16 protein-coding genes are annotated in these 20,928 nt (G+C 69.3%); 9 read left to right on the plus strand and 7 right to left on the minus strand.

Features of this window, described 5'->3' with window-relative positions; translation table 11 throughout:
- Positions 1 to 148 precede the first annotated feature (148 nt).
- Both secA and QE416_RS09470 read left to right on the plus strand, forming a co-directional pair.
- A complete protein-coding gene (gene secA / locus QE416_RS09465; protein ID WP_307315595.1) occupies positions 149 to 2,944 on the plus strand; it encodes a preprotein translocase subunit SecA in 2,796 nt (931 codons plus the stop codon).
- Positions 2,945 to 3,094: 150 nt separating this feature from the next.
- Complete coding sequence (locus QE416_RS09470) at positions 3,095 to 4,321, plus strand: pyridoxal phosphate-dependent aminotransferase (RefSeq protein ID WP_307315596.1); 1,227 nt, start codon at positions 3,095 to 3,097, stop codon at positions 4,319 to 4,321.
- A 29-nt stretch (positions 4,322 to 4,350) separates the two neighbouring features.
- On the opposite strand, the gene QE416_RS09475 is transcribed toward QE416_RS09470, so the two are convergent.
- Both QE416_RS09475 and QE416_RS09480 read right to left on the minus strand, forming a co-directional pair.
- On the minus strand, positions 4,351 to 4,785 hold the full coding sequence (locus QE416_RS09475; RefSeq protein ID WP_307315598.1) for an Rv3235 family protein: 435 nt from the start codon (positions 4,783 to 4,785) through the stop codon (positions 4,351 to 4,353).
- A 138-nt stretch (positions 4,786 to 4,923) separates the two neighbouring features.
- The gene (locus QE416_RS09480; protein ID WP_210072078.1) at positions 4,924 to 5,205 is read right to left on the minus strand and encodes a helix-turn-helix domain-containing protein; all 282 of its coding nucleotides are present in this window, start codon (positions 5,203 to 5,205) and stop codon (positions 4,924 to 4,926) included.
- Positions 5,206 to 5,428: 223 nt separating this feature from the next.
- Between QE416_RS09480 and QE416_RS09485 the strand changes: the two genes are divergently transcribed.
- Positions 5,429 to 6,925, plus strand: coding sequence for a sensor histidine kinase (locus QE416_RS09485; RefSeq protein ID WP_210072077.1), 1,497 nt, complete (start codon positions 5,429 to 5,431; stop codon positions 6,923 to 6,925).
- Between the two features lie 74 nt (positions 6,926 to 6,999).
- Here QE416_RS09485 and QE416_RS09490 read toward each other — a convergent pair whose 3' ends face one another.
- Positions 7,000 to 7,248 carry a WhiB family transcriptional regulator gene (locus tag QE416_RS09490; RefSeq protein WP_013583608.1) on the minus strand — a complete coding sequence of 83 codons (249 nt, stop codon included), beginning with the start codon at positions 7,246 to 7,248 and terminating at the stop codon, positions 7,000 to 7,002.
- Between the two features lie 212 nt (positions 7,249 to 7,460).
- Here QE416_RS09490 and QE416_RS09495 point away from each other — a divergent pair, with 212 nt between their 5' ends.
- The gene (locus QE416_RS09495) at positions 7,461 to 7,841 is read left to right on the plus strand and encodes a histidine kinase (protein WP_267786410.1); all 381 of its coding nucleotides are present in this window, start codon (positions 7,461 to 7,463) and stop codon (positions 7,839 to 7,841) included.
- Positions 7,842 to 7,906: 65 nt separating this feature from the next.
- Here the strand turns inward: QE416_RS09495 and bcp are convergent, their stop codons facing one another.
- Genes bcp through aroA form a run of 3 tightly spaced genes read right to left on the minus strand, consistent with a single transcriptional unit; the run spans position 7,907 to position 10,793 of the window.
- Positions 7,907 to 8,380 (minus strand): thioredoxin-dependent thiol peroxidase, encoded by a 474-nt coding sequence (bcp, locus tag QE416_RS09500; RefSeq protein ID WP_210072075.1) that lies wholly within the window; start codon positions 8,378 to 8,380, stop codon positions 7,907 to 7,909.
- Complete coding sequence (gene rsgA / locus QE416_RS09505; protein ID WP_267786413.1) at positions 8,377 to 9,441, minus strand: ribosome small subunit-dependent GTPase A; 1,065 nt, start codon at positions 9,439 to 9,441, stop codon at positions 8,377 to 8,379. The genes bcp and rsgA overlap by 4 nt, the downstream gene beginning before the upstream one ends.
- 14 nt (positions 9,442 to 9,455) lie before the next feature.
- Positions 9,456 to 10,793, minus strand: a complete 1,338-nt coding sequence (gene aroA / locus QE416_RS09510) for a 3-phosphoshikimate 1-carboxyvinyltransferase (RefSeq protein ID WP_307315606.1) — start codon at positions 10,791 to 10,793, stop codon at positions 9,456 to 9,458.
- Positions 10,794 to 10,905: 112 nt separating this feature from the next.
- On the opposite strand from aroA, the gene QE416_RS09515 reads away from it, so the two are divergent.
- From QE416_RS09515 to QE416_RS09535, 5 genes are all read left to right on the plus strand, one after another.
- On the plus strand, positions 10,906 to 11,508 hold the full coding sequence (locus QE416_RS09515; protein WP_267789379.1) for a sigma-70 family RNA polymerase sigma factor: 603 nt from the start codon (positions 10,906 to 10,908) through the stop codon (positions 11,506 to 11,508).
- On the plus strand, positions 11,505 to 11,747 hold the full coding sequence (locus tag QE416_RS09520) for a zf-HC2 domain-containing protein (RefSeq protein ID WP_210072072.1): 243 nt from the start codon (positions 11,505 to 11,507) through the stop codon (positions 11,745 to 11,747). Before QE416_RS09515 ends, QE416_RS09520 begins: the two co-directional genes overlap by 4 nt.
- A gap of 52 nt (positions 11,748 to 11,799) precedes the next feature.
- A complete protein-coding gene (locus tag QE416_RS09525; RefSeq protein WP_307315607.1) occupies positions 11,800 to 13,101 on the plus strand; it encodes a GNAT family N-acetyltransferase in 1,302 nt (433 codons plus the stop codon).
- Between the two features lie 36 nt (positions 13,102 to 13,137).
- Positions 13,138 to 15,648, plus strand: a complete 2,511-nt coding sequence (locus QE416_RS09530) for a bifunctional lysylphosphatidylglycerol flippase/synthetase MprF (protein WP_307315609.1) — start codon at positions 13,138 to 13,140, stop codon at positions 15,646 to 15,648.
- Between the two features lie 345 nt (positions 15,649 to 15,993).
- Positions 15,994 to 16,947, plus strand: coding sequence for an esterase family protein (locus QE416_RS09535; RefSeq protein WP_307315612.1), 954 nt, complete (start codon positions 15,994 to 15,996; stop codon positions 16,945 to 16,947).
- A 189-nt stretch (positions 16,948 to 17,136) separates the two neighbouring features.
- Here the strand turns inward: QE416_RS09535 and QE416_RS09540 are convergent, their stop codons facing one another.
- The gene (locus QE416_RS09540) at positions 17,137 to 20,829 is read right to left on the minus strand and encodes a multifunctional oxoglutarate decarboxylase/oxoglutarate dehydrogenase thiamine pyrophosphate-binding subunit/dihydrolipoyllysine-residue succinyltransferase subunit (protein WP_210072068.1); all 3,693 of its coding nucleotides are present in this window, start codon (positions 20,827 to 20,829) and stop codon (positions 17,137 to 17,139) included.
- Positions 20,830 to 20,928: the final 99 nt, after the last annotated feature.

The following is a 20,928-nucleotide window of genomic DNA, read 5'->3' on the forward strand; positions in this document are numbered from 1 at the left end:
GTGTGTTCGCTGCGGGCGCGCTGCCGCGCGATCGGATTGTGGCTCGCTCGCAGGTCACGAACGGGTAACACGGATAGCATGGGCGATGTATGCCTGTTCGCAGGCCGGCGTCCACGCGGGCGCCGCACCCGACAGATGGAGATGCTTCGTGGCCAATCCGCTCGAGAAACTGCTGCGCGCCGGCGAGGGCCGCATCCTGCGCCGACTGCAGGGGGTCGTGAAAGCGACCGGAGCGCTTGAAGAGGACTACGAGCAGCTCACCGACGACGAGCTGCGCAACGAGACGGTCGAACTGCGCGCCCGCTACGAAGCCGGTGAGACGCTCGACCAGCTCATGCCCGAGGCGTTCGCGGCCGTCCGAGAGGCCGCCAAGCGCACGCTCGGACAGCGCCCCTACGACGTGCAGATCATGGGCGGCGCGGCCCTTCACCTGGGCAACATCGCCGAGATGAAGACCGGTGAGGGCAAGACCCTGACCGCCGCTCTCCCGGCCTACCTCAACGCCATCGCGGGCCAGGGCGTCCACGTCATCACGGTCAACGACTTCCTCGCGAGCTATCAGTCCGAGCTCATGGGTCGCGTCTACCGCGCCCTGGGCATGACGACGGGAACGGTCGTCGCAGGTCAGACCCCCGAGGTGCGGCGTGAGCAGTATGAGGCAGACATCAGCTACGGCACGAACAACGAGTTCGGCTTCGACTACCTCCGCGACAACATGGCGTGGCGCAAGGAAGACCTCGTGCAGCGCGGTCACTTCTACGCGATCGTCGACGAGGTCGACTCGATCCTCATCGACGAGGCCCGCACCCCGCTGATCATCTCGGGCCCGGCATCCGGTGAAGCCAACCGCTGGTTCGCCGAGTTCGCCAAGCTCGCCCGTACCCTCGAAGCGGGCGTCGACTACGAGGTCGACGAGAAGAAGCGCACGATCGGCGTGCTCGAGCCCGGTATCGAGAAGGTCGAGGACTACCTCGGCATCGACAACCTGTACGAGTCGGCTAACACCCCGCTGATCTCGTTCCTCAACAACTCGATCAAGGCGATCGCGCTGTTCAAGCGCGACACCGACTACGTCGTCATGAACGACGAGGTCATGATCGTCGACGAGCACACCGGTCGCATCCTCGTGGGTCGCCGCTACAACGAGGGCATCCACCAGGCGATCGAGGCCAAGGAGGGCGTCCCGGTCAAGGCCGAGAACCAGACGCTCGCCACCGTCACGCTGCAGAACTACTTCCGCCTCTACGACAAGCTCGCCGGTATGACCGGTACCGCCGAGACCGAGGCGGCCGAGTTCATGTCGACCTACAAGCTCGGCGTGGTGCCGATCCCGACCAACAAGCCGATGATCCGCAAGGATCAGTCCGACCTCGTCTACAAGAACGAGACGGCGAAGTTCGCGCAGGTCGTCGAAGACATCGTCGAGCGCCACGAGAAGGGCCAGCCGGTCCTCGTCGGCACCACGAGCGTCGAGAAGAGCGAGTACCTCTCGCGCCTGCTGGCCAAGAAGGGCGTGCGCCACGAGGTTCTCAACGCCAAGAACCACGCTCGCGAGGCGGAGATCGTCGCGCGCGCGGGTCGTCTGGGTGCCGTCACCGTCGCCACCAACATGGCCGGCCGCGGTACCGACATCATGCTCGGCGGTAACGCCGAGTTCCTCGCCGTGCAGGAGATGAAGGCGAAGAACCTCGATCCCGTCGATACCCCCGAGGCCTACGAGTCGGAGTGGGACACCGTCTACCAGAGCATGCGCGACACCGTGGCCGAAGAGGCCGCGAAGGTCGTCGAGGCCGGCGGGCTGTATGTGCTGGGTACCGAGCGCCACGAGTCGCGCCGCATCGACAACCAGCTGCGCGGTCGTTCGGGCCGTCAGGGCGACCCCGGTGAGAGTCGCTTCTACCTGTCGCTGACCGACGACCTGATGCGTCTGTTCCAGTCGGGCGCCGCCGAGGCGATCCTCGCGCGCACGAACTTCCCCGACGACGTCGCGATCGAGTCCGGCCTGGTCTCGCGCGCGATCAAGAGCGCGCAGTCGCAGGTCGAGTCGCGCAACGCCGAGATGCGCAAGAACGTCCTGAAGTACGACGACGTGCTGAACCGTCAGCGCGAGGCGATCTACGCCGACCGTCGGCACATGCTGCAGGGCGACGACATCGCCGACCGCGTCCAGCACTTCATCGAGGACGCGATCACCGCCGTCATCGACGACCACACCGGTTCGGGCCACACCGAGTCGTGGGACTTCGACGCCCTGTGGACCGAGCTGAAGACCATGTACCCCGTAAGCGTCACGATCGACGAGGTCGTGGCCGAGGCCGGGGGCAACAAGGGCCGCATCACGCCCGAGGGCCTGAAGCGCGAGATCATCTCCGACGCCCGTATCGCGTACGAGAACCGCGAGAAGGCCCTCGGCGAGCAGGCGCTGCGCGAGCTCGAGCGCCGTGTCGTGCTGCAGGTGCTCGACCGCCGCTGGCGCGAGCACCTCTACGAGATGGACTACCTCAAGGACGGCATCGGCCTGCGCGCCATGGCCCAGCGCGACCCGCTCATCGAGTACCAGCGCGAGGGGTACCAGATGTTCCAGTCCATGATGGGGCAGATCAAGGAGGAGTCGGTCGGCTTCCTCTACAACCTCGAGGTCGAGGTCCGAAAGGTCGAGGGCGACGAGGCGCAGGTCGAGGCCAAGGGACTCGCCCCGACGCCCGTCGAGACGCAGCGCCTCGAGTACTCCGCGGCGAACGACGCCGGAGAGGTCGAGGTTCGCAACGACCGCGGTCAGGTTCAGCAGGCGGCGACCAACCGTCTCCGCCAGGCCGAGCAGCAGGCCGAGCCCGCCGCCGAGCAGGCTCCTGCCGCCCGCGGAGCTTTCGGTCAACGCGTGCCCTCGGGTGACGAGCCGGCCGCGAGCAACCGCGCCGACCGTCGCGCCGCCAAGAAGAAGTGATCGCACGACGGATGCCGCGCCCCGAGGTCGGGGGCGCGGCATCCGTCGTTTCCGAGGGCAGCTCTCCGCCGCCTCGCCTGGGGCCGCCTTCGCCCGGCGGGGGCCACGCGGTGTCGATTGGCCGGATGCGGGCGGGGATATCCTGAACCGATGAGCTCGCTGCGCCCCCTCGACCAGTCATCCAAGCTGAAGGACGTCCTGTACGAGATCCGCGGGGAGGCCCTTGTCGAGGCCGACCGTCTGGAGGCCGAGGGCCACGCGATCCTCAAACTCAACACGGGCAACCCGGCGATCTTCGGATTCGAGGCGCCGCACCAGATCGTGCGCGACATGATCGCCTCGGTCCCCAACGCTCACGGCTACAGCGACAGCCGCGGCATCCTGTCGGCTCGGCGCGCGGTCGTCTCGCGCTACGAGCAGGAGCCCGACTTCCCGCACCTCGACCCCGACCACGTGTTCCTGGGCAACGGCGTGTCCGAGCTGATCACGATGACGATGCAGGCCCTGCTCGACGAGGGCGACGAGGTGCTCATCCCCGCCCCCGACTACCCGCTGTGGACGGCGATGACCAGCCTCGGCGGCGGCACCCCCGTGCACTACCTCTGCGACGAGCAGCGCGAGTGGCAGCCCGACCTCGAGGACATCCGCTCCAAGGTCACCCCCCGTACCAAGGCGATCGTCGTGATCAACCCGAACAACCCCACGGGAGCGGTGTACTCGCGCGAGATCCTCGAGGGCATCGCCGACATCGCCCGCGAGCACTCGCTGCTGCTGCTGGCCGACGAGATCTACGACCGCATCCTCTTCGACGACGCGGTGCACATCCCCATGGCCACGGTCGCCCCCGACCTGCTCTGCCTGACCTTCAACGGCCTGTCCAAGACCTACCGGGTGGCGGGATACCGCTCCGGCTGGCTCGCGATCACCGGCCCCAAGAAGCACGCGCAGGGCTTCTTGCACGGGATCAACCTGTTGGCATCCACTCGGCTCTGCCCGAACGTGCCGGCGCAGTTCGCCGTCCAGGCGGCGCTCTCGGGCGTGCAGTCGATCGATGCGCTCATCGCCCCGGCGGGGCGTCTTCACGAGCAACGGGATGCCGCGTGGCAGGGCCTCGAGGCGATCCCCGGCGTCTCGTGCGTCATGCCGCGCGGTGCGCTGTATGCGTTCCCGCGCTTCGACCCCGAGGTGTACGAGATCCCCGACGACGGCAAGTTCGTGCGCGACTTCCTGCTCGCCGAACACGTGCTGCTCGTGCAGGGGTCGGGCTTCAACTGGCCCGCGACCGACCACGTGCGTATCGTGACGCTCCCCGAAGCCCGCGTGATCAGCGACGCGATCGAGCGCCTGGGGAACTTCCTCGCGTCCTGGCGCCCCTGACACACGCGCCCGGAGCGTGATCGCACGCGTCACAGCAGGCTGAGCGCCGTGATGCGCCATCGCCGTTCGATGGACTCGAGGCGCAGGGCCACCGCTCGGGTGCGCATGCGGCCCGACACGACGACCGTGGCTTCGATCGCGCCGTCTCGCGGGGAGAACAGGCGCACGCTTCGGATCTCGTGCATGACGCGGTAGACCTGCACGCGTCGAGCGCTGCGCGCTCGCGTGGCCAGGCTTGTGCGCGTGAGCAGGGCTCGATAGACCTCCTCCGACATCCACCGGGCCAACTGCTCCGGGTCTCGGACGCCGGCGACCACCTCGAGGATGCCGCGCACCATGTTGCCAACGAACACCTCGACCGGCGAGGGAGTCTCCGGGGACGAATTCGTCCCGAGGGCGTTCAGGTCGCACGCGTTCTGCGGCGCACATCGTGCGTCCTCGGGTCGCCGGGCTGCTTCGGGCATGGATCCTCAATCTGTCGGTCGTGCGTCCAGCGGGCGGGGATGACGCCGACAGTAGGCGTGGACACGCACACCCGGTGGGGCATTCGCTGTGGCTGTGGATTACTCGCCCGCGGGGTGAGATCGGGGAGGAGCGGGTGATCAGTCGTCGTGACGGACCGCGCCGCGCCCCCACAGCTCCGGGAAGCTGGCCGCTTGCGACTGCTGCCACAGGGCCGCGCGACGCGTGAGTTCGGCCTGCTCGTCGAGATAATCGTCGACGCTGTCGAGGTCGATCCGCCACCGCGGGGGAGACCCCACCGGGAGACCCCGGAGTCGTCCTTCGCGGATCAGAGACCGCACGTCCGCATGCGTGATCCCGAGCATTTCGGCGACGGCGTCCGGCGCCGCAAATCGTCCTCTGGGTGAGTCCCTTTCCGTCATGCGGTCATTATGTCCACCGTCCTGGGGACGCGGAGAAGTCACCCGCCACCCCGCCAGTCGTTCCGAGGCCGGCAGAATGCCCGCAACGGCAGGGGACTTATCGTCTGTCCGGTAGCCCCCTGACCTGTTTCCGTCGCCTCGAGATTCGCCCGGATCCTCATCCCTCGTCGGGAACGCGCCCGCGACGGCCGACCGAGACGAGGGCTCCCCGTAGGGTGGAGGGGTGTCGACACTCAGTGAACTCGTCTACGCCCAGGGCCGCTCCAGCGAGGCGGACGTCGAGTGGCTGCACCGGCTGGCGGGCGACGGGCAGCTGCTGGCCGACCTGGCGTTCGCCGACATCGTCATCTGGGTCCCCACCCCCGACGACTCCTTCGTCGCTGTCGCCCACACGCGGCCCGGGGGAGCGGCGACGCTGTTCTACCGCGACATCGTCGGCGACCGCGTGCGTCCGCAGTGGCGTACCCAGGTGCGCGAGGCTTTCCAGAGCGGTCGCATCGTCGACTCGGCATCCCCCGACTGGTTCGAAGAGACGCCCACTCGCGTGCGTGCGGTACCGATCGTGCGCGAGCTCTCGCGCGAGGGGTACGCGGTCACGACGGTGGGTGTGCTGACCCGCCACACCAACCTCGGCGAGACGCGCACCCCGTCGCGGCAGCAGATCACGTTCAACGACTGCGCGGACGACGTGTTCGGAATGATCGCCTCGGCCGAGTTCCCCGACCTCTCGGCTCCCACCGCTCCGCGACGCGGTGCTCCCCGCGCCTCCGACGGACTCATCCGCCTCGACGTCGACGGCATCACCACTTTCGCGAGCCCCAACGCCCTCTCGGCCTTCAACCGCATGGGCTTCGACGACGAGCTCGAGGGCGAGTCGCTGGCCGAGGTGACCGCCCGGATCCTTCCCGCCAAGCGCCAGGACGTCGACGAGTCGCTCCCCGTCGTGGTGAGCGGCCGCGCTCCCTGGCGAGCCGACATGGAGGCGCGCGGTGTGCAGGTGTCACTGCGCACCATTCCGCTGCGCGACCGCGGCACGCGCATCGGCGCGATCGTGCTCAGCCGCGATGTCACCGAGATCCGCCACCAGGAGCAGGAGCTCATCACCAAGGACGCGACGATTCGCGAGATCCACCACCGCGTCAAGAACAACCTGCAGACGGTCGCCTCGCTGCTGCGCATCCAGGCGCGCCGCACGCATTCCGACGAGGCGCGAGATGCCCTCACGCAGGCCATGCGTCGTGTCTCGGCGATCGCGGTGGTGCACGACACCCTCTCCGAGGGGCTCGCGCAGAACGTCGATTTCGACGACGTCTTCGCTCGCGTGCTCAAGCTCGTCGCCGAGGTGGCCGCGGCCCCGAACACCCGTGCTCGCACGCGGACCACGGGCAAGTTCGGAACGCTCCCCAGCCAGTTCGCCACGCCCCTCGCCCTGGCCCTCACCGAGCTCGTGACCAACGCCGTCGAGCACGGCCTCGCCGGGCAGGAGGGCGATGTCGAGATCGCGGCCGAGCGCAGCGGCGAAATGCTCGAGGTCAGCGTGCGCGACACCGGCGTCGGCCTGCCCGAGGGGCAGGTGGGCCGGGGTCTCGGCACGCAGATCGTCCGCACCCTCATCCAGGGCGAACTCGGTGGCACGATCGACTGGCACACGTTGATGGGCAGCGGCACCGAGGTCACGATCGAGATCCCGCTGCGCTACATCGGCGGCTCCGCGGCCTGACGCGCCGATCCCTCCACCTCGACAACGCGAAGAAGCCCGCCTCGAGAGGGGCGGGCTTCTTCGTGCGACTGTGGTCAGGAGGCGCGGCGGGCGCGAGCAGCGCGGCGCTTGAGCGCGCGGCGCTCGTCTTCGCTCAGACCGCCCCAGACGCCCGAGTCCTGACCGGACTCGAGGGCGTACTGCAGGCAGACCTCGGTGACGGTGCAGCGTGCACAGACCGACTTGGCCTTCTCGATCTGGTCGACCGCGGGGCCGGTGTTGCCGACCGGGAAGAACAGCTCGGGGTCGACGGTCAGGCAGGCTGCTTTGTCGCGCCAATCCATGGGGGTGCTCCTTGTTACAGAAAATTGGTCGATTCGGCACCGGGATTCGGGTCCGGTACCCTGGTGGGAACGCGAGCGATTGCTCGCCCCACTTCGCTGTGGGAGCACACGGCTTGTTCCATGCTCCCATAGCGATTCCGCCTGATCAAGAGGTAACCGGTAGGTTTCCAGATCGTAACGGCGCAGGTGCGCCCGCCGGGGAGGCTTTCCTGATGCCGATTCGTCTTGCGGCCGCAGCTCTCCTGGGGCTCGAGAGTGTCGGCATCCTGGCCCTCGCGGGCTGGCAGACGGTCGCCCTCATCGGCGGAGACACCGACTCGGCGGTCAGCTCGATCGCCCTCATCGTGCTCACCGTGATCGGCGCGGCCATCGTCGGCGCGTTCGGCGTCGCGACCGCTCGCGACGTCTCCGCCGGCCGATCGGGCGGGATCGTGACGCAACTGCTGATCCTGTCGGTGGCCATCGGCGCCGTTACGGGGGAGTGGGCGTCTCCCGGGATCGCCGTGCTGATCGCGGTCCCCGCTGTCGTCGGCCTGGTGCTGCTCGCCCTGGCGGTGCGCGCGGCGGCTCCGCGCCGCCGCGACGACGACTGACGCGTCGCCCTCACGAGAAGACCCCGCCTACCGCTGTCGCGGGGCGGGGTCGTGGGCGTCGCAGGTCAGGCTGCGGCCAGCCCCAGGTTCTTGCGCAGACGCGCCACGTGGCCGGTGGCCTTGACGTTGTACATCGCCTCGAGGATCTTGCCCTCCTCGTCGACGACGAACGTGGATCGCAGCACGCCGGTGATCGTCTTCCCGTAGTTCTGCTTCTCGCCCCAAGCGCCGTAGGCCTCGTGGACGGCGTGGTCGGCGTCGCTGAGGAGCGGGAACGTCAGCGCGTCGCTGTCGCGGAAGGCGCGCAGCTTCTCGGGCAGGTCGCGCGAGATGCCGAGCACCGTGTAGCCGGCGCCCTGCAGCGAGGCCAGGCTGTCGCGGAAGTCGCAGGCCTGGGTGGTGCACCCCGGGGTCTGGGCCGCGGGGTAGAAGTAGAGGATCACGCGGCGGCCGCGGAAGTCGCCCAGCGAGACGGGGTGTTCGTCCTGGTCGAGGAGGGTGAAGTCGGGGGCGATATCGCCCTTTTCGAGGTTCGTCACCCCTCCAGCCTAGAACGCTCGATGCCCTGGAACGTCGTCAGCAGCCGCTGCAGCGAGTCGAGCCGGGCGGCGGCTCCGGGTCCGAGGCGTCCGGACTCCACTGCCTCGATGATCGCGCAGTCGGGGGCATCGGGGAGGTGGGTGCAGCCGCGCGGGCACTCCTCGGCGACCTCGGCCAGATCCGTGAAGGCGCCGAGCACGTGGGCGGGGTCGACGTGGCCCAGCCCGAAAGATCGCACGCCCGGGGTGTCGATGACCCAGCCCGAGCCGTCGCGGCCGCGGTAGCGCAGCGACACCGCCGACGACGAGGTGTGGCGGCCGCGACCGGTGACGGTGTTGACGTGCCCGATCGCGCGCTCCGAGCCGGTGAGCGCGTTGACCAGGGTCGACTTACCGACGCCCGAGTGCCCGACGAACACGGTCGAATGGCCGACGAGCGCCTCGCCGATCTCGTCGAGGGGCATCTCGCCCTGGGCGCTGGTGAACACCCGCAGGTCGAGTCCGACGAAGTGCGCGAGGAACTCGGTCGGGTCGGCCAGGTCGGTCTTGGTGACGACGAGCAGGGGGCGGATGCCGGCATCCAACGCCGCGACCAGATAACGGTCGACGAGACGGGCGCGGGGCTCGGGGTCGGCCGCGGCGACCACGACGAGCATCTGATCGGCGTTGGCGACGATCACGCGCTCGACCTGGTCGGTGTCGTCGGCGCTCCGACGCAGCAGAGACGTGCGCTCCTCGAGGCCGATGATGCGCCCGAGAGTGCCCTCGTCGCCCGAGAGGTCGCCGACGACGCGGGCGCGGTCGCCGTTGACGATGGGCTGCTTGCGGAGCTCGCGGGCGCGGGTGGCCAGCACCCGGCGCTCGTCGGGGCCGTCTTCGTCGACGAGCACCGTGTACCGGCCGCGGTCGACTCCGAGCACACGGGCGATCTGCGCGTCGGCGTGGGCGGGGCGTCGCTTGGTGCGGGGCCTGTTCGCCTTCGGGTTGGGACGCACCCGGATGGACGACTCGTCGTACCGGAGGTCGTCTTCGTCGTCGTCGGGATCGTCGAGCCAGCTCACGCGTCAGTCCCCGTTCACGGGCGCGAGTCGTCGAGCATGCTCTGCCACAGGCCCGCGAACTGGGGGAGCGTCTTGGCGGTCGTACCGATGTCGTCGATGCGCACGCCGGGCACGCGAAGCCCGATCAGGGCGCCGGTGGTGGCCAAGCGGTGGTCGTGGTGCGCTTTCCACTCACCGCCGGTCAGCTGCCGCGGGACGATGCGGATGCCGTCTTCGAGCTCGTGCGCCTCGCCGCCGAGCGAGCGCAGGTTGCCGACGAGGGCCGCGATGCGGTCGGTCTCGTGGCCGCGGATGTGGCCGATGCCGTGCAGCGTGGTCGGCCCGTCCGCGAAGGCGGCCAGGCCGAAGAGAGTGGGGGCGAGCTCGCCCGCCGCCGACAGGTCGAGTTCGACGCCCAGGATGCCGTCATCGCCGGCGGCCACGGTGAGGGCACCGCCGCGGCGACTGACGCGGGCTCCCATCTCGGCGAGGATGTCGACGAGGAGGGCACCCGGCTGCGTGCTGTGCAGGGGCCAGCCCGTGACGGTGACCGAGCCGCCCGTGACCATTGCAGCGGCGAGGAACGGGGAGGCGTTGGAGAGGTCGGGTTCGATCGCCACGTCTTTCGCGCGCACGGGTCCCGCGGGCACGACCCACTCGCCGGGTGCGGGACGTTCGACGTGCACGGCACGGTGGGCGAGGGCCTCGACGGTCATGTCGATGTGCGGGATGCTCGGCAGGCGCGAGCCGACGTGGCGGAGGTGGAGTCCGACGTCGAAACGCGCGGCCGCGAGAAGAAGGCCCGAGACGAACTGGCTCGACTGGCTCGCGTCGATCTCGACCTCGCCGCCTCGCACGTGTCCGTGCCCGCGGACCGAGAAGGGGAGCGCCCAGTGGCCGCCGTCGTCGATGTCGACGCCTACGTCGCGCAGGGCGTGGATCATCGCCCCCATGGGGCGGTGCAATGCGCTCTCATGGGCGGTGACGCGCACGTCGCCCCGGGCGAATCCGGCCACCGGAGCGATGAACCGCATGACGGTTCCCGCCTGCCCGCAGTCGATCGTGCCGTCGCCCGCGAAAGAGGAGGGGGGCGTCACCAGCAGGTCGGGGCCGAAAGGGGAGCCGGTGTCGATCTCGTCGATCCCGACGCCGAGCACGCGCAGCGCGTCGACCATGCGTGCGGAGTCGTCGGAGTGCAGGGGGGCGTGCAGCGTGCCGGGGCCGTCCGCGATGGCGGCGAGGATCAGCTCTCGATTGGTCAACGACTTGGACCCGGGCACGGTGACCGCGGCATTCACGGGCCCGTCGGAGACGGGCGCGTCCCACTCACCGCGGGGACTGGCGGCGGAAGGGGAATACCCGAGGGGAGACATCGGTTCCTAGCCTACTGAAAGGGGAGGACACGTGACCGCACTTCTCGAACGCGACCGCTTGCCGCAGGCCATCCCGGTGGCCGTCGACATGCCCGACGTAGACTGGCGCGCGATGAACGACACCGCAGACGCCGGCCCGCAGGTGGAGCCCCGCGAACAGTTCGAAGAGCAGGCTCTGCCCTTCATGGATCAGCTGTACGCCGCAGCCATGCGCATGACGCGCAATCCGGCCGACGCGGCCGATCTCGTGCAGGAGACCTTCGTGAAGGCCTTCGGCTCGTGGGCCACGTTCACGCAGGGCACGAACCTCAAGGCGTGGCTCTACCGCATCCTGACGAACACGTACATCAACACGTATCGGAAGAAGCAGCGCGAGCCGTATCAGAGTGCGATCGACGACCTCGAGGACTGGCAGCTCGGCGGAGCCGAGTCGACCACCGCGAGCAGCGCCCGTTCGGCCGAGGCCGAAGCGATCGACCACATGCCGGCATCCGTCGTCAAGGACGCGCTGCAGTCGATCCCCGAGGATTTCCGGATGGCGGTGTACCTCGCCGACGTCGAGGGCTTCGCCTACCAGGAGATCGCCGACATCATGAAAACCCCGATCGGTACGGTCATGAGCCGTCTGCACCGCGGCCGGCGGCTGCTGCGCGACCTGCTGTCGGATTACGCCAAGGAGCGCGGCATCCAGGCCGCGACGGGAGAGAAGAAATGAGCGACTGCGGCTGCGACGAGGCGCGACGCGACCTCGAGGAATACCTCCGCAACGAGGTCTGCAAGACCCAGCACACCGATATCCGCGAGCACCTCGAGAACTGTCCCGGATGCCAGGACGAGGCCCTCGTGGCGCGCACGCTGACCGAGGTGGTCGCCCGTGCGTGCAAAGAGACGGCTCCCGACGAACTCCGCGATCAGGTGCTCTCGCGCCTTCGCGCCATTCAGGCGACGCACTGACGGCACCCGCGCCGACCCGGCGGGTGTCGGAGGTGATCCCTAGGCTGGGGTCATGGCATCCACCGACACCTTGACGCTGCCCCTCGACCAGACCTCCGCCGCCGACCTCGCCGCCTCCGGCTTGGAGTACGCGCGTGTGGATGCCGAGGGAGAGGGGTTCCGTCCCTTCCAGCGCGCGGTGGCCCGGGGCTTCCTGGGCGGGGAGTCGACAGACGACGAGGCCGAGAACGCGCGCACGACCCTGCGGACCCGCCGTCTCACGGCGGTCTACGACCGCCGGGGGGTTGAGCCCGAGGTGCCCGTCGGCACGATCGACTCGTGGGCGTCGGAGCTCACGACGTCGCCCGGGCGCACGACGCCGCTGTGGTCGATCAGCGCCGTCACGGTCGCGGCGACGCATCGCCGGCGGGGTATCGCCCGCGCGATGATCGGCGGCGAGCTGCGCACGGCAGCGGCGGCGGGCTTCGCCATCGCTGGTCTCACCGTCACCGAGGCCACGATCTACGGGCGCTGGGGGTTCTCTCCCGCCGCGTGGGCCTCGGATGTCGAGGTCGACACGGGTCGTGCCCGCTGGATCGGCCCGTCGTCTCCCGGGCGTCTCGACTTCGTCCCGCGTGAGGCGGTGGCGGATCGTCTGAGCGCTGTGCACGAGCGCGTGCGCCTCCAGCGTCCCGGGTCCGTCCCCGGGTGGGATGGCCGGTGGCGTGGCGTGGCCGGTCTCGCGCCGGGCGACAAGTCCGGCGAGAAGGTGCGCGCCGTCTCGTACCGCACCGCCGACGGTGACGAGACGGGGATCCTCGTCTACGTGATCGACGAGCGCGACGACTTCTCCGCACACGATCTCGAGGTACGCGCGATCTTCGCCGTCGACGGCGAGGCCTCGGCTGCCCTGTGGCGGTTCGCGCTCGAGCACGACCTCGTCGGTCGGGTGAAGGCGTGGCTGCAGCCGGCCGTGCCCCCCGTGCAGTGGATGGTCGCCGACCGCCGCGCGGTGACGGCGACGCTCACCGACCATCACTGGTTGCGCATCCTCGACGTCCCCGGGGCGCTGGCCTCGCGCCGGTACGCGGCCGGTCTCGACGTGGTCCTGCGCGTCGCCGACCCGCTCGGCTTCGCCGAGGGCACGTGGAACCTGCGCATCACGGCGGACGGCGAGGCGGAGGCCGTGCCCGCGAGCGACCGGCCGGTCGACGTCGAGCTCACCGTCGGTGCCCTCAGCTCGCTCCTTCTCGGCGGGGTCCGTTCGGCCGAGCTCGCGCTCGCGGGTCTCGTGCACGGCGACGCCGACGTCCTGGCATCCCTCGACCGCGTCTTCGCCCCCGAGGTCGCCCCGCTGCTCGACATCTGGTACTGACGGCTTCTCATAGGAATTGGCAATACGATTTCGCCGATGTCCGAATCCGTCGCTCCTCCGGTCGCCGAACGCTCACCGTCGCGCCTGACGGCTCTCGCTGTCGCGCTTCGCCGCTACGTGTCGCACAACCCCGTGGCGATCGTCGTGTCCGTGGTGGTCGTCGCGGCGGCGGCGGCGACGGGATCGCTCTGGGGCGAGGACGCCCTCGTCTGGGGAGCGGGGCCGCTGGCCACCTTCGGAAGCGGCCGGTGGTGGACGCTCGTGACCGCACTGGTGGTCCCGGACTCCACGATCGACGCCCTCTCGTCGGTGCTGCTCGCCCTGACCGCTCTGGCCTACGTCGAGCGTCTGGTCGGATCACGGCGTACGAGCGTCTTCCTGGTGGCCATCGGGTTGAGCGGCCTGGTCGTGGGCATCGGTCTGCACGCGGCGGCCTGGACCATCACCGACCTGCGCCCGGTCGTCGCCGCCGAAGTGCCCGTGCTCGACCCGACCACCGCGATCGCCGGAGCCGTCATGGCGGGGTCGGCCTTCGCGCCGACGCTGTGGCGTCGTCGTCTGCGTCTGGTGGGCTTCGCCCTCCTGGCCCTGTTCGCGCTCTACGCCGGTGACGCCGATTCCTGGTACCGGCTCTCGGCCGCGGTCATCGGACTGATCGTCGGTGCGCTCCTCGCGCGCGGCCGGGAGCGGCGTTCGTGGCACCGCAGCTCGACGCGCGAGACGCGCACCCTTCTCGCTCTGCTGGTGGCGGTCGTGGGCAGCGGACCGATCGTCGCCCTCGTCAGCGGCGGAGGCCGCGGTCCTCTCTCGCTCGTGGTCGACGCGTACACGCAGTACGACGACGAGCTGCTTTCCCAGTGCGGCAAGGTCGCCTCATCGGTGTGTGACGAGCAGATCGCGCTCCTGATGACCCGGGGAGCGGGCCCTGCCCTTCTCGCGATCGTGCCCCTGGTCCTGCTGCTGGTGGCCGCGTGGGGCCTCCGGCAGGGACGACGCTCGGCGTGGATCGTCGCGGAGTTCGTCCTCGTGGCATCCGCGGTCCTCCCCGTCGTCTCTCTTCTCGACGGGCGCCTGCGGATCGACCCCTGGGTCGACGGCAGCGGGGCGGAGTACGTGCTGTGGGCGATCGCGACGATCATCATCCCTCTCGCGCTCGCCGCGGCGCTCGCCGTCGTGCGTGCCCGGTTCTCGGTGCGTGCGACCCGTCGCGCGGCGCGGGTCGTCGCAGCCGTGGTCTCGCTCGCCTTCCTCGCCTGCGCGACGACGCTGTTCGTCGTCGAGGCCATCGGTCATCGCGCTTTCGACCGCGACGTGTCGATCTTCGATCTGCTCGGGCTGACGCTGCGCCGTTTCCTCCCTCCCGCCTTCACCCACCCGGGCGGCTCGACGGCGTTCCCGCACAGCGGACCGGCTCTGTTCGCCTACCAGTGGATCGGCGTGCTGTTCTGGGCGATCGTGGTCGCCGCGATCCTGTGGCTCTACCGCCGCTCGCGCCGCCCCGCGACCGTCGACGACGGTCACTACCGCGATCTGCTGCGACGGGGGAGCGACACCCTCGGCTTCCTGGGCACCTGGGCCGGCAACCTCCACTGGTACTCCGATGACCGCGAGTGCGCGGTCGCGTACCGGCTGAGCGGGGACGTGGCCCTGGCCGTCGGCGATCCCCTCGTCCCCGAGGGCCGGCGTGCCGAGGCGTTGCAGGGGTTCACGGACTACTGCGTCGAGCACGGCTGGACGCCGGCGTTCTACAGCGTCCACGGGGACACCCTCGAGGCCCTGGTCGCCCTCGGCTGGAGACACGTTCCGGTCGGGGTCGAGACGGTGATGGACCTGCCGGGCCTCACTTTCGCCGGCAAGTCCTGGCAGAAGGTGCGCCAGCCGCTCACCCGCGCCGAACGCGAGGGGTACACCGCCGTCTGGTCGCGGTGGCACGAGCTGAGTGTCGGTCAGGCCTCGCAGGTCGTCGCGATCGACGAGGAGTGGGTCGCCGACCGAGCCCTCCCCGAGATGGGGTTCACCCTGGGCTCTCTCGACGAGCTGCGCGACCGCGATGTCCGTCTGCTGCTCGCGGTGGGCCCGGACGAGCGGATCGAGGCGGTCACGAGCTGGATGCCCTCCTGGACGGCGGGCGAGATCACGGGGTGGACCCTCGACTTCATGCGACGGCGTACCGATGGGCCGAACGGCATGATGGAGTTCCTCATCGCCAAGGCCGCGCTGGCGCTGCAGGAAGAGGGCGCGACGGTCCTCAGCCTGTCGGGAGCCCCTCTCGCCGACGACCCCGACGAAGCCGTCGACGGTGACCCGGCCCCCCTGCGCGCGCTGCTTCGCTGGCTCGCCGAGGTGCTCGAACCCGCCTATGGGTTCGCCTCGCTGTTCCGCTTCAAGGGGAAGTTCCGGCCGCGTTACCGGCCCCTGGCGCTGGCGTACCGCGATCCCCTCGAGCTCCCCGCGATCGGCGCCGCGGTGGGGCGTGCGTACCTGCCCGATGCCTCACGCCGAGAGATGGTGGCACTCGCTCGAACCGCCTGGGAGGGCCGTCGGTGAACAAGTTCATTCTTTCGTTCGAGCTGATCGACAGCCCCCTGTTGCTCATCAGCGCCATCGTCGCCGTCCTGGGCCTGGTCGCCGTGGTCGTCTGGCGTCCCCGTCGAGTCATCGCCACCCTCGTGATCGGTGCCGCCGTCGGGGTGGTCATGTTCGTCACGGCGAAGATCCTCGAGGCGATGGACACCTTCCAGGGGCCGCTCCCGGGGGCCGCGATCTGGTGGGCGTCGGGAGCGGTGGCCGCAGTCGCCGTCGGCGTCGTCGGGATCTTCCGTGCTCCGTGGCCGCGTCGTGTCTTCGGCGTCGTCACCGTCATCGCCTCGCTCCTCGCCGGCATCCTGGGGGGTGAACACCTCCTACGGCGTCACGCACAATCTCGCCGCGATCCTCGGGGTGCAGGCCCTCGACCCCGCTTCGCTTCCTCCGCAGGACGCGGTGGTGGGGGATCCCGCCACGCTGTACCAGACGTGGGAGCCTCCGGCGGATATGCCCGCCAAGGGGTCGGTCAGTGCTCTCACGGGGAGCACGAAGATCCCCACCGGACAGTACGCCGCGCGCGATGCCTCGCTCTATCTTCCGCCGGCGGCGCAGGTCGCCAACCCCCCGGCTCTCCCGCTGCTGGTGTTCATGATGGGCCAGCCCGGGTCGCCCGACCCGACGGCATTGGCCAAGGCGCTCGACGCCTTCGCCGCGAAGAACAAGGGGCTCGCGCCGATTGCGATCGTCGTCGATCAGCTGACTGCTCCGGACCGCGACCCCACGTGCGTCGACTCCAGCAAGTACGGCGCCGTCGCGACGTACATCAACCAGCTCGTGCCGCAGTGGGCCCAGAACAACCTCAACATCGTCAAGGACCACCGATACTGGGTCATCGGCGGGTTCTCGAACGGCGGTTCGTGCGCGGCGTACTACGGGGCGAAGTACCCCGACACCTGGGGGCAGATGCTCGACGTGATGGGCAACGAGTTCCCCGGGTCGGAGCACGTCGACCAGACCGTGAAAGACGTCTACAACGGGAACGCGGGTGCCTTCCAGGCCAACAAGCCCGCGGTGATCATGGCGGCGGCGGCGCCCGGCTCGTACGCCGGCCATACCGCCATCTTCACGTGGGGGAGCGAAGACAAGACCTACGGGCCGGGACAGCTCGCGAACTCGAAGGCGGCGGCGGCGGCGGGATTCACCGTCCTGACGCACATCGTCGAGGGGGCCGGACACACCGGTGAAGCGCTGGACGGCAGCCTGGCGTGGGCCATTCCCGCCCTCGCCCCGACGCTGGGGCTGGCTGCGCCGGCATCCTGAGCCCGCGGGCGGGGTCCTGACCCCGAGGTGCGCGACCTCGAGATCCGCGCGCGGCTGATCGCATCGCGTGTCCGTGCCCTCTGGAACGGTCTTCAGTTCACCCCCGACCGGCGGTACGCCCGAGCCGGGGGTGAGACACGAGAGGCCCGAGCGACACGGATGTCGATCGGGCCCCGCAGTGTTTCGATATCAGCGCGCGAGCGCTTCTTTCATGATCGCGGCGTGCTCGCTCGCGTGCACCTTCGGCGAACCGGTCGCGGTCGACGCCGCAGCCGCGCGCGAGATGCGACGGATCGAGCGGCCACCGAGCTGGTCTGCGACCTCGAGGGCGATGAACGGCCACGCACCCTGGTTCTCGGGCTCGTCCTGAACCCACACCAGCTCGGCGTTCGGATACTGCGCCAGCACGCTGGTCAGTTCCTCGATCGGTGCGGGGTAGTACTGCTCGAGGCGCACGAGGGCGATCTCGGGGTTGGGGTTCTTGTCGAGCTCGGCCCGCAGGTCCCAGTGGATCTTTCCGGCGTGCAGCAGGACGCGCGTGACGGCGCTCTTGTCGACACCGCGGTTGTCGTCGAGCACCGGCTCGAAGCGACCCTCGAGGAAGTCCTCGACGGGGCTCGTCGCGCCGCGCAGACGCAGCATCGCCTTCGGGGTGAAGACCACGAGGGGGCGACGGGGGCGCTGGTAGGCCTGACGGCGCAACAGGTGGAAGTACGACGCGGGCGTCGAGGGGCGGGCGACGATCATGTTGTCCTGCGCGCACATCTGCAGGTAGCGCTCGATGCGGGCCGAGGAGTGGTCGGGTCCCTGACCCTCGTAGCCGTGGGGCAGCAGCAGCACGACGCTCGACTGCTGCGCCCACTTCTGGTCGGCCGACGAGATGAACTCGTCGATGACCGACTGGGCGCCGTTGGCGAAGTCGCCGAACTGCGCCTCCCACAGCACGAGTGCATCGGAGCGCTCGACCGAGTAGCCGTACTCGAACGCCATGGCGGCGTACTCGCTCAGCAGGGAGTCGTAGACCCAGAAGCGGCCCTGGTTCTCGCTGAGGTTCGCAAGCGGCAGCCATTCCTGACCGTTGTCGCGGTCGTGCAGCACCGAGTGACGCTGCACGAAGGTGCCGCGGCGCGAGTCCTGACCGGCGAGACGCACCGGGGTGCCTTCCATCAGCACCGAGCCGAAGGCGAGCAGCTCACCGAAGGCCCAGTCGATGTTGCCGTTGCGGCTCATGTCGTGGCGCTTCTCGAGCAGCTGCTGGAGCTTGGTGTGCACCGTGAAGCCGTCGGGCTTGTTCACGAACGCGTCGCCGATGTGCTGGACGACCTCGCGCGAGACGCCGGTGGTCTCGGGCGCGCCGACGGCCGGTTCTTCCGCCGCGTCCATGGTGACGACGGGGTTCGTGCCGGTCTCGGCCTCGTGCGTATCGGCGAAGGCGACCTCGAGGCGGTTCTGGAAGTCCTGCTTCGCCTGCTCGTACTCGTCTTCGGTGATGTCACCGCGACCGACGAGCGACTCCGTGTAGAGACGGCGGACCGAGCGCTTGGCCTCGATGAGGTTCGTCATCAGGGGCTGGGTCATCGAGGGGTCGTCGCCCTCGTTGTGACCGCGGCGGCGGTAGCAGACGAGATCGATCACGATGTCGCGGTGGAACTCCTCGCGGTACATGAATGCGAGCTCCGCGGCGCGGACGACGGCCTCGGGGTCGTCGCCGTTCACGTGCAGGATCGGCGCCTGGATGGCCTTCGCGACATCGGTGGCGTACACCGAGGTGCGGGCGTCGGTGGGCGTGGTGGTGAAGCCCACCTGGTTGTTGACCACGACGTGGATCGTGCCGCCCGTTCGGTAGCCGCGCAGCTGCGACATCTGCAGGGTCTCGACCACGACGCCCTGACCCGCGAACGCGGCGTCGCCGTGCACGAGGATGGGCAGCCACGAGAACGTGCCGATGGGCTTGCGATCCTGCTTGGCGCGGACGATGCCCTCGAGCACGCCGTCGACGGTCTCGAGGTGCGAGGGGTTGGCCGCCAGGTACACGGGGAGCTCGTCGCCGGCGTCGCCGACGAAGGTGCCCTCGGTGCCGAGGTGGTACTTCACGTCTCCGGAGCCGCGCTTGCTGCCGATCGCGACGGCGCCCTCGAACTCGCGGAACACGTGGCCGTAGGTCTTGCCGGCGATGTTGGTGAGAACGTTCAGGCGACCGCGGTGGGCCATGCCGATCGCGGCACCGTCGAGGCCGGCCGAGGCCGCACCCTGCAGGATCTGGTCGAGCAGGGGGATGAGAGACTCGCCGCCCTCGAGGCTGAAGCGCTTCTGGCCGACGTACTTGGTCTGCAGGAACGTCTCGAACGCTTCGGCCTGGTTCAGCTTCGACAGGATGCGCAGCTGCTCGTCGTGGCCGGGCTTGGTGTACTTGACCTCGACGTTGCGCTGGAACCACTGGCGCTGGGCCGGGTCCTGGATGTGCATGTACTCGACGCCCATGGTGCGGCAGTAGGAGTCGCGAAGGACGCCCAGGATGTCGCGGAGCTTGGCGACGCGCTTGTTGCCGAGGCCGCCGGTGACGAACTCGCGGTCGAGGTCCCAGAACGTGAGGCCGTGCGATTCGATCTCGAGGTCGGGGTGCGTGCGCTGCACGTACTCGAGCGGGTCGATGTCGGCCATGAGGTGGCCGCGCACGCGGAAGGAGTTGATGAGCTCCTGCACGCGGGCGCTCTTGTCGATGCGCTCCGAGATGTCGACGCTGATGTCGGCCGCCCAGTGGATGGGGGCGTAGGGAATGCGCAGGGCGGCGAAGATGTCGTCGTAGAAGCCGCGCTGCCCGATGAGCAGCTCGTGCACCTTCTTCAGGAACTCGCCCGAGCCGGCACCCTGGATGACGCGGTGGTCGTAGGTGCTCGTGAGCGTGATCGTCTTGCCGATCGCCAGCTCGTTCAGCGTCTTCTCGCTCGCACCCATGAACTCGGCGGGGTAGTCGAGTGCGCCGGCGCCGATGATGGCGCCCTGTCCTCGCATGAGGCGCGGGACCGAGTGGACCGTGCCGATGCCGCCGGGGTTGGTGAGGGAGACCGTGGTGCCCTGGAAGTCGGCCGGCGTCAGCTTGTTGTTGCGCGCGCGGCGGACGAGGTCTTCGTACGAGGCGAGGAACTCGCCGAACGTCATCGTGTCGGCGCGCTTGATGCTCGGCACGAGCAGCGCGCGCGAGCCGTCGGGCTTGGGCATGTCGATCGCGATGCCCAGGTTGACGTGCGCGGGAGCGACCACCGAGGGCTTGCCGTCGATCTCGGCGTAGTAGACGTTCTGGCTCGGGAACTCCTTGAGCGCCTGGATCAGCGCCCAGCCGATCAGGTGGGTGAAGCTCACCTTGCCACCGCGCGTGCGCGACATGTGGTTGTTGATGACGATGCGATTGTCGATCATCAGCTTCGCCGGGATCGTGCGCACGCTCGTCGCGGTGGGCACCGTGAGCGAGTCATCCATGTTGGATGCCAGGGCCTTCGGCATGCCCTTGAGGACCGTCACGCGGTCTTCTTCGGTGCTCTCGGCGGCCGCGGAGGGAACCGCGCTCGGAGCCTGAGCGGGAATCGGCTGCGGCTTGGCCGGCTTGGCTGTGGTGCGGGCGACGGGTGCCTGTCCGACCACGGGGATGGGGGCCGTCACCGGCTTGGGCTCGGACGCCGTCGACGCCTGCGGCGCGGAGGGCGGGGGAGCGGCGGCGGAAGACCCGTCGACGACCGGGTGGTACGCCTCCAGGATCGGCCACCAGGCCTTGTCTACGGAGTGCTTGTCGACTTTGAACTGTTCGTAGAGTTCGTCTACGAGCCACTCGTTCGCGCCGAACTCGCCCTCGCTCGAAGTACCGACGCCCGTCACCTGGCTCGACACAGTCGATCGCCTGCTTTCCTCGATGAAGATTCCTGTGGATACGCGAACGTCGCCGTGCCGCGTAGGTGCCAGCCTAGCCGAGGAATCTGGACGTCCTTC

Source organism: Microbacterium sp. SORGH_AS_0421 (genome assembly GCF_030818635.1).
Lineage (GTDB): Bacteria > Actinomycetota > Actinomycetes > Actinomycetales > Microbacteriaceae > Microbacterium.

What these genes read in the sequence shown, in the direction of transcription:
- QE416_RS09470 (WP_307315596.1), top strand. Translation starts at nt 3,095, where the DNA reads ATGAGCTCGCTGCGCCCCCTCGACCAGTCATCCAAGCTGAAGGACGTC.
- QE416_RS09475 (WP_307315598.1), bottom strand. Translation starts at nt 4,785, where the DNA reads ATGCCCGAAGCAGCCCGGCGACCCGAGGACGCACGATGTGCGCCGCAG.
- QE416_RS09480 (WP_210072078.1), bottom strand. Translation starts at nt 5,205, where the DNA reads ATGACGGAAAGGGACTCACCCAGAGGACGATTTGCGGCGCCGGACGCC.
- QE416_RS09490 (WP_013583608.1), bottom strand. Translation starts at nt 7,248, where the DNA reads ATGGATTGGCGCGACAAAGCAGCCTGCCTGACCGTCGACCCCGAGCTG.
- QE416_RS09495 (WP_267786410.1), top strand. Translation starts at nt 7,461, where the DNA reads ATGCCGATTCGTCTTGCGGCCGCAGCTCTCCTGGGGCTCGAGAGTGTC.
- aroA (WP_307315606.1), bottom strand. Translation starts at nt 10,793, where the DNA reads ATGTCTCCCCTCGGGTATTCCCCTTCCGCCGCCAGTCCCCGCGGTGAG.
- QE416_RS09515 (WP_267789379.1), top strand. Translation starts at nt 10,906, where the DNA reads ATGAACGACACCGCAGACGCCGGCCCGCAGGTGGAGCCCCGCGAACAG.
- QE416_RS09520 (WP_210072072.1), top strand. Translation starts at nt 11,505, where the DNA reads ATGAGCGACTGCGGCTGCGACGAGGCGCGACGCGACCTCGAGGAATAC.
- QE416_RS09525 (WP_307315607.1), top strand. Translation starts at nt 11,800, where the DNA reads ATGGCATCCACCGACACCTTGACGCTGCCCCTCGACCAGACCTCCGCC.
- QE416_RS09530 (WP_307315609.1), top strand. Translation starts at nt 13,138, where the DNA reads ATGTCCGAATCCGTCGCTCCTCCGGTCGCCGAACGCTCACCGTCGCGC.